Below are 13760 nucleotides of genomic sequence, written 5' to 3' on the forward strand. Positions count from 1 at the left end.
ATTAATGACACAAGCAAAAGGTAAAAATGGTTCTGGTGCTGGAACTATATTTTGAAAATTTTGAAATAGAAAATGATTACCAAGTCAATTAAGAAAATATGTTAAAAGTGAATTAGCTAAAAAAGGTAAATATTATGGTTCACAAGATACTAGTGTAATTTATCCAAATAATATTAATGTTCAAAAAACTATGCATTTTATTAATAGATTAGAAAAAGGTTTTTTTAAATTAAAAGAATATAAAATTTTATCTAAAAATGAAATTGGAAGTACACAATGAAGATATGAAAGAAAACAATTATTAAAAAATTCTTTACATACAAGAAAATATATAAAAATTAAACAAAATTCTAATTTTTATAAAACATGAAAGTAGGTGGTAATTATAATTGAATTAGATAAACCAATTAAACCGATTGGTATATGAAATACTATTAATCCATTAAGTAAAGATAATAAAGAATATAAAAGATTAAATAAGATTTGATTTAATAAAAATAGTACTCATATTGATAAAATAAAAATTTTAATATCAAATATTTTAAAAATAACAAGTCATATTATAGGTATGTTTATAACATTATTTTTTACAATAACACCTTGATTAATACCTAAAATACCAATATCAATGGGAATAGGTAATTATACTAATCAATATAATTTTACTTGACCTGACCATTTAATATTAACGTTATTTCCTATGTTTGGTCATATTGGATTAAATATTATAACTAAATTAGGTAATTATGGAAAATTAATTAAATATGCATTGATAACAATACCAATTATTATTACAAGTCCATATTTAATATATCAATATAAAGAAATTAGAAAACATAAAAAAGAATGTCATTTATGTAAACAACATTCAAATAAAATACAATTGGAGGAATAAAAAATGAATTTATCTACAACAGTAATATCAGCAGTATTAAGTGGAGCAGTTGCTAGTGGAGTAATTGTTACTATTGTTTTATTATTTTTATCAAAATTTATTAAAAAATCAAAACAATCAAATTTAGCAAAAGAATTAAAAAGCAAATATTAAACAAATAAATTCTCAATTACAATTAGAAACTACTTCTACTGCAAAATTACTTGATAGTTTTAATGTAGAACAAGAACAAATAGATAATTTTGTAATAGCACAAAAATCTAAAAAGAAAGAATTATCTGAAAAAGATAAGAAAAAAGTAACTAAATTTAAAATTTAAAGGGTTTAAATACCCTTTATTTTACATTAAGGAGTAAATTATTATGGCTATTAAAGAACCATTAATGTTTATAACAATTGAAGAATTTAAAAATTGAAAAGGTTTTAATAAATTAGAATTTGATGATACTACAACACCAGATAATGAAATTTGATTTGCTATTTCAGTTGCAAGTAATAATATTGATTATTTAAGTGGACATTCTATTTCAAAAAAATGACCAGAAACTACATTAACAGAATTTACTGATGAAATACAAACTGCAACTGCATATTATGTTAGATTTTTATTAACAAAAGATAGTAATTATATTCGTGGTCAATCAAGTATTAGTCAAGGTGGTATGACTTATAGTGAAAATAATCCTAATGAACCTTATTATATTGTTCCAGAAGTATTTAATTGTTTAAGAAAAATTAAAGAATATCCAAATATTACTGGTTTTAATTTAGATGTTTTACCTAAAAGAAATGATTTTTTTAGTAATTTTTATAGTAATTATGGTGAAGATAGTCCTTTTACAAGATATTTAGAATTAATAAATTTAAAAACAAATGATACAAGAGTAAAAATATATCCTAAAAATCCTAAACATTTAATTGGAACTCAATTATGAATTGATACTACTGGTATTAAATCATTTGATAATTTAACAACAATTGAATTATTTACTAAATATTTTAGTAATGATACTATGAAATTAGTTGATGGTAAAGAAGGTCAAGAAAAGAAAGTTATTAGTGGAAATAGTGGTAATTCATTATGAGAAGTTGATAAAGATAATATTAATTTTGTTAAATTAAAAGATGATAAAGGTATTATTGCTAATAATAAAAGAATTATTGATGTTGGAACACCTACTTTTGAAACTGATGCAACTAACAAAGAATATGTTGATAATAAAATACCAGATTTAACTAATTATTATAAAAAATCTGTTTTTATGAAAGGATATTTTACATATAAAGATGATAGAGACCAATTATGAATAAATGATAGTTCAAATAGTTCTCTTGCTATCTCATTATTGCTTAATAATACTTATGGAAGATTAGAAACTAATAATAAAATATTGTTGGTGCTATTAATGAAATAAATAAAAAACAAGTTAAAGAAAATTGAAAAGTAATAGGTAAAAGTATAAATAATCGTAAATATGGTGATTTTAATCTTGCTTTTAATACTCTTTATAGAGTAATTATTACATGGGAATCTCCACCATTTCATCAAGTAAATACAAGAATAACAGTAGAATTTAAAACAGGTAATTATTTAGGTGGAATACATGGAAGTAAAATATTTCTTACAAAAGGTTTAATTAATAATGAAGAAGGTATTTTATATTTACAATTATTAGATATTAATAAATGACAATTAATTTTAGAAGGTGGAAATGAAAAATATGCAAATATTTTTTCATTAGAAGAATTACAAAATACAGTTAAAGTAGATATTATTCAACCTATAAAAATTACAAGTCATACTTTAAAAATAAATGAATTAAAAAATAATGAGATTAATATTGAATTACCAAATACTCCAACACCAACTCCAAATATTCCACAATGAAAAGAAGTAGGTACTAAACAAGATAATAAAACTATTAATTATAATTTTGTTAAAAATAAAAGATATCGTATTTATTATAATTATTCTCCTACAGATGAGGAAATAGAAGAATCTTGAATATGTAATGAATTTATATATGTTAATAAAACACAATATTTAAATAGTTTGATAACACAAGATAGTAATTATGTATGATTACAATTAAATCAAAATAGTATATTTCTGACAACAGCCCCATATCCTTTTAGTTTTGGCAAATTATTAAAATTAGAAGAATTACAGGAATAATATTATGAATAAAGAATTTACTTATTTACATGAAATTAGTTATTGATTATTAAATAAAAGTGATTTTACTCATAGTGAATATAATTTAAATGGAAGTCGTTATTCAAGTAAAACATATAGTATTGCAGAAGAATTAGCAATATTAATTGCTATTTCAATTAAAGTTAATAAATCAATTGCTATATATTGTTTTAGAAAATTAAATAAAGATATTAATGAATTAACAAAAGAAATTGATGAAGCATTAATTAATATTGGTTTTGATTATAAAGATTTTACTTTAAAATATCCAAATAAACAAGCAGATTTTCGTTTTAAAGGTAGTAAATCATTTATTAGAGTTATGGGTGTATATAGTAATAGTAATGATAGAATACCACTTAAAGGGCTTTCTAGAAGTGAAATAAAAGGTTTTGATTTAGCAATTGAATGATGTTAAGAAGCAAATGAATTTAGTCAAGCAGAATTTCAAGCAATTACTTTTGCATTAGGTAATGCTAAAAAAACTATTAAAATAAGAAGTTGTAATCCAGATAATATTTATCAATATTTTATTGAATATATGAATAAACGTGTACCTTTTAATTTAGATTTAATGAAAGAAAATAATGAACAAATTAAATCAATAGAAGAAAATCAAATGTTTAAATTATTTCATTATTCAAATTGAAAATTAAATGAACATAATTTAAAACAAGATAAAATTAATGATTTAGAAGAATTAAAAGAATTAGACCCTATTAAAGCACAAAGTTGATATTATGGTGTACCTAGTGTTTTAACTGGTTCTATATTTGCAAGATATTTAGATAAACTTAAAACTGAATTAGATTTTAATGTTAATGAAATAGTTGGTGGTTTAGATTTAGGTTTTGCTACAAGTTCACAAGCACATCCTACTGTTGCTGTTTTATGTTTTATTGGTGAAAATGAAAAAACTAGAAGAATACATCAAGAAAGTGAATTTTATCATAGTAATGTAATAATGCAATTTAAAAATACATATGAATTAGCAAATAATATTATTGATTATTATTTAGATGAAAGTATTAAATTTCAAGCAATGAAATTTGGATTTACTTGTTATGTTGATTATGGTAGTGGTGGATTAGCAGTTATTGATATTTTAAAAAAAGAAGTAGAAAAAAGAAAAATAAATTGATTACATTTTACTCCAGTAGATAAAACTACAATGGACATATTCCGTAATTAAATTTAATTAATTGTCAATAAAATTGTTTTAAAACTATTTAGTGTTATTGAATATAGAAATAAATATTTTTTGAAAAAATAGTTTAAAAAATGAGTTTACATTTTAAACAAAAAATTGTTAATAATATTTTTATATTAACTCGATAAAAATTTAAATTTTAAAAAAATATTTTTAATATTTTTTTTATTTTAATGGTTTTATTTTATTAAAAATTTCACAAAGTAAGTTAAATCTTAAGTACATAAGTCTAAATTTAGATTTTCTACATTTATTTACTAAAATTTTGAATCTTTTCAATCAAGCAAGACATGTTCAACTTTAATTCTAATTTTAGATACAATCTTATTGTATTTTCTTTCTTGTTTAGTTAATTTTTTATTTTTAGTTCTTTTAATTGGTATTATTGTATTTTTATAAATATTTTGTATACCTTGATATCCTAAATCACCAATAATTATTGTTTTTTCTGAAAATTCAAGATTTGAATTTTTTAATATTTGAAAATCATGCACTTTACCATTATCAGCAAAAATATCAACAATTTTTTTATTAAAAAAATCATATACAATTTGAAATTTTATAGAATACATTCAACTTTTACCAGAAAAATATTCTAACTGTAGTTTTTTTTAGTTGGTCTTTCAATTTCAATCTCAGTTGAATCAATTAAATAAAATTGAAATTCATTTGAATTTTCTTGTTTTTTATCAATTTTTAATTTATATCTTTCTTTTAAAAATTGGTAATCTTTGTGGTTACTAAGTTTATTTTCTACTCAAGTAATATTTCGAAAACAACTTGATGGGCTCATTTTAGATTTAATACTCATTTGAAAAAAAGTATAATATTCTTTTCAGTATAATAAAGTCATCATTAATCTTTCTTCTACTGAAAGTTTATTTTTTCGACCTTTATTTTTTTCTAATTTTTCTATTTCAATTATTTTTTCTAACATTTCATTAAAATGAAAACGTTTTATACCAAAATATCTGTAAAATTCTTCATTTTTTAATTTTTTTAAATTTTCAAAAATCATTTTTATCAACACTTTTCTAAATTTATTGTTAATAACAAAATTATAAAATAAATTTTAAAATTATTAATTGACTTTTAAAAAATTTAATTACGGAATATGTCTAATGTATTGGACGTATGAGATTAACCCTTAGAATTATGAGTAACATTAACAATATAACTGCAAATTCTATGATTTGTTAATTAAATTATACCATAAATTTTAAAAATATTAAAAAATATAATTACAAAATTACATTTAAATAAAACAAAAATCCTAATCTTAAAATTAGGTTTTAAAAATATAAAATTTTAACTTATTAAGTACTATTAAGATAACTTCTAGTGTTTAAATAATTTGCTTTTGCTATTAACATATTATTTAATGTTTGATAATTATATATTTTTGCTCCATTAGTTAAAGATTTTAAAAAATGATATACATCACTTTCAGCACTACAACCAATATTTCAAGAAGCATTTTGATTTACAATACCATGAGCATTATTTTTAAAATAATTATAAGTTTTAGTATTAACATTAAGTTTTAAAAAATCAAGTAATTTATTACAATTACCATTTGAAAAAGTAGTTGAAGAATCTAAAAATTTTTTTCAGTCATGAGATTCTTTTTTCTTACCACGAACTCCAACAAAAGACTTTCATAAATAACTAAATGCATGAAACTTATCTAAAATATAATAACATCCCAATCAACTTGCCATTGCTTTAATTCACAATGCACCATCACCAGCAACAACTAAATTATAATTATTATAATCTCATTGAACACCTAATATATTTAAATTAATATCATAATGATTAAGAATAGTTTGTGTTGTAAATTGATATAATTCATGTTGATTTAAACCATTACCAGTTTTAAATAACATAAATGAAGTTATTTTTTTATCTAATTTATTTCTATATGAATAAATTTCTTTTTTACCTAAATTAAAAGTTAAAAGTCTACAACAATATTGCTGTTTTATACCATTTTCATCTCAACAAGTAACAAAAGCATCATCTGCACATATATTTAATTTTTCATTATCTAATACTTTAAATTTTTCTTCTGGTATTCATTTTTCAATTTTTGCTTCTTTAAAAATCCTTGAAATAAGATTTTTAGAAAAAGAAGTATATTTAAATTCTGATTGAATATTAAAATAACCTTTTTTACTTATTAAATTTTCAATTAAATTATCTAATATATCAAAATATAAATCATTAGTAATTCTTGCTCTTTTTTTAATACCAAATTCTTCATAAATTGGATAATAAGTTTTTTTATTAATTTTATCTCAATAAACTCTTTGTCTAAAAGTATCCATTCCAATTGGAGTATTTACTGTTCTATTACATGTTCAAGCAACTTTATATTGATTTTTATCTCTATTTAGAAAAAAATATTCATCAAAATTATGGATTTTTTGAAAATATTTTGCTAAAATATTACTGATTTCAGATTTTAGAAATCCTTTAAAACTAAACATTTTTTAACACCTTTCTATTTATTTTTTAACTCAAAAATTGTATCAAATTTATTAAAATATTGTTGAAAAATGTTTGGTTTTAGAGTATAATATTAAAGAACGATAAAATAAACTGCAAATTCTATTTACGTTTAAAAGATAACTTTTATTAGTTATCTTTTCTTTTTTAATAAAATAATGTACAAGCCACTTAGCCCTTTTTACTAGACCATTAATTTAAAAAACCTGAATGTATTCTAAAAACAATTGTGTTATATAATTAACACTAATTTTAACCTGAAAGGATTTTTATTAATGGATAAAATTAAACAAATAGCATTAGTAATTAACAAATTAAATATCAAAGAAAAAATTAAAATTATTGATGATTGTAAAAATCAATATTCAATTAGAAACCTATGTCAATATCTTCAATTAAACAGATCAACATATTACTTTTTAAAAAATAAACAAAAACCTATTAAAAAAGAAGAAAATCATATTATTAAATGCAATCATAAATATCAAAAAATATGCCAACTTTTAATCGAATTTCATTCTACAAGAAAAGGCAGAATTTATGGATATTTAAGAATTTTTTCAGCTTTTAAAGAGTGATTAAAACAAGAAAAAAATATCATTTTAAATATAGAATTATCAATAAAACAAATGCGAAAAATTATGAAAGAACACAATATTCAAGGATTAAAACAAACTAAAAATAACTATCCTAAAAACAAAAAAAATCCAAATAAGTGAATACCTACAATGGATAAAGTAAACAAAGATTATAAAAGTACAACCTCTTCAAATCAAATTTGATCAATGGACACTAAACAAATAAATACTAAAGAAGGATGATTATATCTTTTTGTAATTATTGATTTTTATTCAAATAATGTTGTTAGTTATAATATTGCTCCTAATAAATCATATCAGGATTTAATTCTTCCTGCTCTTGAAAAAATCAACAAACAATTTTCTTGAAATCAAGTAAAAAATGTTATTTTACATTCAGATAACGCCAACGAATTTTATTGTCAGGATATCACAAAATGAGCAGAGGATAAACAAATAATTTTAAGCAAAAAACAACCTTATGATATTGGTGGTAATGTATTATCTGAAAACTGATTTTCTCATTTATCTCAAGAATGACTACCTAAAGGATCAAATCAATATTTATCCATCAATGAAGCTATGAATGATGTAAATCAATATGTTATGTTTTATAATTATGAAAGAATACATTCTAAATTTCTAAAACCACCAATTTTACAAATTAAAATTTAGAATTTTATATCAAAAATGGTCCAGTAATTAAGGGCCAACCACCTTTTTTTGATAACAATTCCATTGCCTATAGTAGGTACTTTTATTGGTTGTATGATTATATATAAATCACAACATCCCGAATATAAATTTTGAAAAAGTTTAGGAAATAAAATTAAGAAAATGTTTAAATTTAATTTTAAATTTAAAAAAAGAAATAAAAAAATAGCACTATAAATGCTATTTTTTGTTATAATTATATTATAAAAATTAAATAAAAATATATATGAAGTAATTAATAAAGTTAATAAGTTATTTACAAGGAAGTTCTAACTTAACAAGTATATAGGGGCGTTGCCCCTAGTTGCTTCGCAACTCACCCCAGTGGCGTAAACGCCACGGCCAACCAACCAAGGTTCTGGTTGGCTACGACCAATAATATAGGTTTACTCTATTTTAACATCTTTCTTATTTTTCTTAGAATATTTATTTCTATAATAACAAGTACGACATACAGTATTTTCAGTTTCTTTCTTTTCAGTTTGTAATATATTATCCAACTTATCTAATCCTACTGCTCTAATATCATCAACAGTAAAATCTAATGCTTGTGACTGTTCATAGTCTTTAACAGTACTTAATTCACTCTTTAAAGAATGAATATAATTTAAAGCACGACTATTGTACCTTTGTAAATAAGACCTAGGAAATCATAAACTAAAAGTCATAGTTTCACCACTATAACTAGGTGGTAATCCACCACGTTTAATTATTCGCTTTGTTTGTCTTTTAGATAATACAACTTTATTATAGTCATCAACATTAGTATAAATATTTAATTTAAACTTAACTAAAAATAACAAAATACGCATTCTTTTAACTTGCACAATATACTCTACTTTTTCACGTGCTTGTTTTGGTATTCTATCGGGGTGTTGTTCAATCATATACATAATTCCATTAAAATTATGACCTATTAATTTACAAAACATTCCTAAACTTTCTTGTATTTCTTTAAATTCGGGTGACAAATCATTACTATTAATTTTTAAACCTAATTCATCAAAAACAAGCATATCATTCTCTTTAAAAGCATAATTACTATTTAATTGATTAAATTTAAAAACATCATCATAAGAACAACGATAACTATATTCATTACGTACTTTAATAGGAATAGGACTTACTACCCTACCCTTATGTTTTTGGGTTAAACAACAAGCAAGCGCAGATTTACCAGTACGTGGTGGTGCTGAAATAATATAACTGCCTACACGTTGTAATATCTTTATATTTTTTCTAGTTATTAAAAACGGATACAGTATTATTAATAATAAAACTCCTAAAAGGACATAACCATATCAAGGCATTATTTCAACTCCTAACCAACTAAAAATCCAACTGCTTTTAAAAATACTCACAATGTTAAAACTTGTTCTAAACCACTAGTAAAATCAACATTTAAAACAGAACTAATAGTATCATCAAAAATACGCCTTAATAATCCATCAAGTTTAGTAAAAAATTCTCTTAATGGTTCCACGGGTAGAACCTTACCAACAACGCCATAAAGTACTCATCTAAAAGCATTACGCAAATGACCAAAAACATCATATCAACTAACTCGTTCATACTCAGGATTAAAGGGACTATTTGGCGGTACTGGTGTAACTTTCTCACTTGAAAAAATATTAATTTGACCAAAATTTAACTGTGGTGAAAAAGTTGGTTTAGTTGATTCACCATGAACATCAAAAAATACTGTTAAATGTCTTAAATTTGGAACACGAATAGGCATAGTAACAAAATTATATAAATCTTGCTGATAAATATCATTATCAACTTTACCTTTAAAAACATATTTTGTATCACCAACATTATCTAAAAAACTAAAAACAAAATTAGCAGTAAAAGTTTTAAAATATTCATATTCAAAATAAAACATAAAACCTTGAATATAAAAACTTAAAGGTTTATCAATTTCAAAATTTAACTGTGTTTGAAAATTTATAATCCTTTTACCAGTATTAACAAAATTTAAATTATTAGTATTATTCTTTGCAACATAATTATGATTAAACATGATACGTGAAAATTCATCTAATTGTTTTCTATTAAAAGTATAAACACCAGTTCCCATATCTATCATTTGTGACGGAACACCAACTGTATCACTATAATAATAGCATGTATAAATACCCTCACCATTTCCAATAAATTCACCACTAACTAATTTTAAATCCGGTTGGTCAACATCAAAATAAGCAGAATTTCAAGGAATAGTTGCTCAATCATCAAAATCATGATATTTAACATGTTTAACCATTTCTTTTGTAATATCATAATTAACAACATTAGGGTCATTTGAAGCAATTAAACTAGTCGGTGCTTGAACAGAAGTATTTACAACAAAAAATAATTTAGCAAACTTAAATCACATAATTATTTACCAAATAAACATTTTAAAATTCACCATGAACCATAAAATAAAACAAATCCAATAAAAAACTGTGTTCCATAAACTACTAAATTTCATAAAATAGTAGTAAAATCGTCAACTGGATTACCTATAAACATAGTTCAATAATCAACTATACATTGATGTATTTTATTGTAAATTTCTAAAACACTCATAACTAACACCTACCCAAATAATGACCTAAAAATAAATTTAATACTACGATAAATAAAATTAAAAAATACACCTAATACTAACCAAAAAGTCAAATTAAACAAAATATAAACTTCATCAGTAATATTAGTTTGATTTAAAAATATACTAATATCATTACTAGAAAATATAAAAATAAAATGCAATATACTAAGAACAAAATTAGACATAATTAATTACCTACATTTATTCCACTAACATCTTGTGTTTGCTTATGACCCTTAGCAATTGCTTTACCAACTGAAACAGAAGCCTTACCAATTTTCTTAACACCATAACCTAAACCTAATGTTGGTAACATTAGTTCGGGTAAAATAACCCTAAATGCAAATCTAAGCAAAATTAAAAATATCATTAACGTACCCAAATTAAAACCTAAATCACCAAGTGGAAAACTAAAAAACTTCATAAAAATTGAAGCAAATAATTGCATAACTGTTGTAATAAAAGGTATAAACATAATTTCACATCCTAATGTCTTGTAAATCTAAATAATCCTAAAATTAAATAAAATACAAAACTAACATTTATTAAAGCAAGAATAGGCAAAGGTAAAGTGTATAAACTATCATAAAAAAACGACTTAATAAAAAGTGTCACAGTATGTAATCCAGCAAAAGAACTTAAATACTGCATATAAATAGTTTGTACCAAAGTATTAACAACCGGTAAAAGTCTACCCAATAAAGGTAAAACAAAAACCAAACTAAAAAATAACTTTACCATTTACTTACTCCTTTCTAATTACTAATGTGTTCCATGAATAATATGTCCCACAAATTGTTTAATAAACACTAATACCATAAATACAATTGAAATTAACACCGGTCAATTTGTAAGTGTACCACCATCGCCAGTAGTAAATACTCAACCAAAAATATAAGTAAAAGCATTTAATAATTGTTGGCCAACACCACCAATCATATTTAATAATGCTGATAATCCAGCAGGCATATTAATCACCTCCTTTCTCTAAATCTTTTTGTTGTTTTTCCATTTCTAATTTACGTTTCTTTTTTTCAAAATCTTTACGACAAAAAATACAATCAGGCTCACTATCATTCTCCTTTACATGTTTTCTATGTTTATATTTTTCTATACCTTCACGTATTCAATTTCTACAAAATCAAAGAATTAAACAAAAACCACCAATATATAAGGCATATTTTATAATTTCTTTAAAATCCATTATTTATCACTTCCTTTTTTTCTTTTTTTTAAAAAATCAATTAAACTAAATAACTCATAAAAAATTACTAAAACAAAAAGTAAAATATTAATGCCTAAATCTAAACCAATAAAAAAATCAAAATTGCCATTTACAATATTATGTATTTCAAAAACAGTTCAAACCATAGAAAAAAAACCAAAAATAAAACAAAAAACATGAAACTTAGAAGTGTCATACCACTTTTTTTAATTTCTTTATTTTCCATTTTAAACACCACCTAATGTATAAGCATAAGAATAATCCCAATTTAAACTTGCCCTATCTAAATTAATCTCAGACATACTATCATCATTTAAATCAACATCAACCATACTATCATTTGTACTTTGATAATCACTAACACTAGCATTAATTAATCTTGCTCTTTCATCTGTAAAAACTTCTTGTAATTCTGTATTATTATATGTACTTCCCAAAGGTAACAATAAAGTATTAATAATCTCACTTGCACCGGCAATAATCGTAGGAATAGCAAAATAATTATTAAAATTATTATTAATACCCATAGCAACACCACTACTAATCAAACAACCACCAGTACCCATATTTGCTATTTTACGTATAGTTTCAAATCTATTAGGTATTAACTCAGTTAAACCACTAATAACATTCGCTATACCAAAACTATTTAAAGATATATAAGTATCTCAATCTACAAAAGGATTATCAACTATCGGTTTAACAGTTGTAAATGGTGGATACGTTGATTTAGGTGGTTCAGTTGGACAAGGTGGTCAAAAACAAGGTTCATCTCTTAATAAAGACACAGACTTATTTACATACTGAACAAACTTAGCATAATTAATTAAACCAATTGTTCCTAAACCTAAAAATATCTTTTTATAACTATTAATAACTTTATTTCTAGTAGTTGGTCTTTGATTAATATTCCATATATCAATTCCTAACTTTTTACTAAATAACAAAGAATTAATACTTCCCAAAATTGGGTTTTTTAAATATTGACCATAATAAGCACTAACTCCTACCATAGCACTTAATGGACTTAATCCAGTTCTTAATATTTTAGTTAAAGTATAATTACTAGTTTGTTCTAACTCATTATGCATAAATAAAACTCCTTACTTTTATATTAATAAGGAGCATATTTATACTAATTTGTATAACATGGGAGCAAAGTACACAAAAAAGTATAAATATGCTCCCTATTTAGTTTTTAATTTTCTTTTTGTTGTAATTGTTCTTTTTGTTTAACCAAAGCAATATCTAATATGCAATTTGGACAATAATATTTTCCAGTATATAAATTTTGTAAAACTCTTTTTGGACAAATAATTTGGTCACAAAGTTTGCATACATACATTGCTAAATGAAAATGTTGTTTACAAACACAATTATTAATTTTTGACATAATTATTTTTTCTTACTATAATTTTAAAATTGTTATTTAATTCTTCTTGTTTCTTTAAAAATTCATCAACTCTATTCATCATACATCTATCACACATATATTGAGTTAATCATAATCTCTTACTACAATACTTACATCTCATTACTTTTTCTTTTCTACAATAGAATTAATATCAACAATTTTACCTTCTCATGAAATTTCAACATCATAATAAAGACCAATTTCAATTGTCATTTTAGACAATTTTATTGATAAATCACTATTAGCAAGAACTCATTTATCTTTTGATTTCTCACCAGTTGCAACTTTTATACCTTTATCCGTTTCATAAAACGGCGAAAATGTAAGAACAGTATAATTATTATCCTTACCTTTATTGTCTTTAATAATTTTGTCAGTTTGTCAATCTGATAGTTGACATAAAAAATTCTGCATAAATGC

The 13760-nt window shown here is 22.7% G+C and carries 21 protein-coding genes; 7 read left to right on the forward strand and 14 right to left on the reverse strand.

The annotated features are described in order from the left end of the window. The first annotated feature begins 4 nt into the window (after positions 1-4). The 6 genes from AAHM89_RS00625 to AAHM89_RS00650 all read left to right on the forward strand — a co-directional run bounded on the left by AAHM89_RS00625 (position 5) and on the right by AAHM89_RS00650 (position 4284). A complete protein-coding gene (locus AAHM89_RS00625) occupies positions 5-376 on the forward strand; it encodes a hypothetical protein (protein WP_342266629.1) in 372 nt (123 codons plus the stop codon). Beyond that, positions 377-895, forward strand: coding sequence for a hypothetical protein (locus tag AAHM89_RS00630; RefSeq protein WP_342266630.1), 519 nt, complete (start codon positions 377-379; stop codon positions 893-895). 3 nt (positions 896-898) lie between these two features. After that, a complete protein-coding gene (locus AAHM89_RS00635) occupies positions 899-1048 on the forward strand; it encodes a hypothetical protein (protein ID WP_342266631.1) in 150 nt (49 codons plus the stop codon). A gap of 209 nt (positions 1049-1257) precedes the next feature. Beyond that, positions 1258-2310 (forward strand): hypothetical protein, encoded by a 1053-nt coding sequence (locus AAHM89_RS00640; RefSeq protein WP_342266632.1) that lies wholly within the window; start codon positions 1258-1260, stop codon positions 2308-2310. Positions 2311-3075: 765 nt separating this feature from the next. Continuing rightward, positions 3076-3510: a hypothetical protein gene (locus AAHM89_RS00645; protein WP_342266633.1), complete on the forward strand. Its 435-nt coding sequence runs from the start codon at positions 3076-3078 to the stop codon at positions 3508-3510. A 123-nt stretch (positions 3511-3633) separates the two neighbouring features. Beyond that, entirely contained in the window at positions 3634-4284 is a 651-nt protein-coding gene (locus AAHM89_RS00650) for a hypothetical protein (protein WP_342266634.1), read from the forward strand. Positions 4285-4559: 275 nt separating this feature from the next. Here AAHM89_RS00650 and AAHM89_RS00655 read toward each other — a convergent pair whose 3' ends face one another. The 3 genes from AAHM89_RS00655 to AAHM89_RS00665 all read right to left on the reverse strand — a co-directional run bounded on the left by AAHM89_RS00655 (position 4560) and on the right by AAHM89_RS00665 (position 6794). Next, positions 4560-4874: a transposase family protein gene (locus AAHM89_RS00655; RefSeq protein ID WP_342266635.1), complete on the reverse strand. Its 315-nt coding sequence runs from the start codon at positions 4872-4874 to the stop codon at positions 4560-4562. A 23-nt stretch (positions 4875-4897) separates the two neighbouring features. Further along, entirely contained in the window at positions 4898-5320 is a 423-nt protein-coding gene (locus AAHM89_RS00660) for a transposase family protein (protein ID WP_342266636.1), read from the reverse strand. A 298-nt stretch (positions 5321-5618) separates the two neighbouring features. Beyond that, positions 5619-6794, reverse strand: a complete 1176-nt coding sequence (locus AAHM89_RS00665; protein ID WP_342266637.1) for an Mbov_0401 family ICE element transposase-like protein — start codon at positions 6792-6794, stop codon at positions 5619-5621. Positions 6795-7088: 294 nt separating this feature from the next. Here AAHM89_RS00665 and AAHM89_RS00670 point away from each other — a divergent pair, with 294 nt between their 5' ends. Then, complete coding sequence (locus AAHM89_RS00670; protein WP_342266638.1) at positions 7089-8066, forward strand: IS3 family transposase; 978 nt, start codon at positions 7089-7091, stop codon at positions 8064-8066. A 425-nt stretch (positions 8067-8491) separates the two neighbouring features. Here AAHM89_RS00670 and AAHM89_RS00675 read toward each other — a convergent pair whose 3' ends face one another. From AAHM89_RS00675 to AAHM89_RS00725, 11 genes are all read right to left on the reverse strand, one after another. Then, complete coding sequence (locus tag AAHM89_RS00675; protein ID WP_342266639.1) at positions 8492-9415, reverse strand: hypothetical protein; 924 nt, start codon at positions 9413-9415, stop codon at positions 8492-8494. Positions 9416-9426: 11 nt separating this feature from the next. Beyond that, complete coding sequence (locus AAHM89_RS00680) at positions 9427-10485, reverse strand: hypothetical protein (protein ID WP_342266640.1); 1059 nt, start codon at positions 10483-10485, stop codon at positions 9427-9429. Between the two features lie 2 nt (positions 10486-10487). Beyond that, positions 10488-10679: a hypothetical protein gene (locus AAHM89_RS00685; protein ID WP_174479934.1), complete on the reverse strand. Its 192-nt coding sequence runs from the start codon at positions 10677-10679 to the stop codon at positions 10488-10490. Between the two features lie 209 nt (positions 10680-10888). Then, the gene (locus AAHM89_RS00690; RefSeq protein WP_338974704.1) at positions 10889-11176 is read right to left on the reverse strand and encodes a hypothetical protein; all 288 of its coding nucleotides are present in this window, start codon (positions 11174-11176) and stop codon (positions 10889-10891) included. Between the two features lie 11 nt (positions 11177-11187). Then, a complete protein-coding gene (locus AAHM89_RS00695) occupies positions 11188-11442 on the reverse strand; it encodes a hypothetical protein (RefSeq protein ID WP_174480864.1) in 255 nt (84 codons plus the stop codon). 21 nt (positions 11443-11463) lie between these two features. Then, a complete protein-coding gene (locus tag AAHM89_RS00700) occupies positions 11464-11670 on the reverse strand; it encodes a hypothetical protein (protein ID WP_174480363.1) in 207 nt (68 codons plus the stop codon). A gap of 1 nt (position 11671) precedes the next feature. Continuing rightward, positions 11672-11905, reverse strand: a complete 234-nt coding sequence (locus tag AAHM89_RS00705; RefSeq protein ID WP_342266641.1) for a hypothetical protein — start codon at positions 11903-11905, stop codon at positions 11672-11674. A 248-nt stretch (positions 11906-12153) separates the two neighbouring features. Further along, the gene (locus tag AAHM89_RS00710) at positions 12154-13017 is read right to left on the reverse strand and encodes a hypothetical protein (RefSeq protein WP_342266642.1); all 864 of its coding nucleotides are present in this window, start codon (positions 13015-13017) and stop codon (positions 12154-12156) included. A gap of 107 nt (positions 13018-13124) precedes the next feature. Beyond that, positions 13125-13319 carry a hypothetical protein gene (locus AAHM89_RS00715; protein ID WP_342266643.1) on the reverse strand — a complete coding sequence of 65 codons (195 nt, stop codon included), beginning with the start codon at positions 13317-13319 and terminating at the stop codon, positions 13125-13127. Beyond that, positions 13306-13461 carry a hypothetical protein gene (locus AAHM89_RS00720; protein WP_342266644.1) on the reverse strand — a complete coding sequence of 52 codons (156 nt, stop codon included), beginning with the start codon at positions 13459-13461 and terminating at the stop codon, positions 13306-13308. Before AAHM89_RS00720 ends, AAHM89_RS00715 begins: the two co-directional genes overlap by 14 nt. Further along, the gene (locus AAHM89_RS00725; protein ID WP_342266645.1) at positions 13461-13754 is read right to left on the reverse strand and encodes a hypothetical protein; all 294 of its coding nucleotides are present in this window, start codon (positions 13752-13754) and stop codon (positions 13461-13463) included. The genes AAHM89_RS00720 and AAHM89_RS00725 overlap by 1 nt, the downstream gene beginning before the upstream one ends. Positions 13755-13760: the final 6 nt, after the last annotated feature.

The sequence above is a fragment of the Spiroplasma endosymbiont of Villa modesta genome, assembly GCF_964030925.1.
Taxonomy (GTDB): Bacteria; Bacillota_I; Bacilli_A; order Mycoplasmatales; family VBWQ01; genus Spiroplasma_E.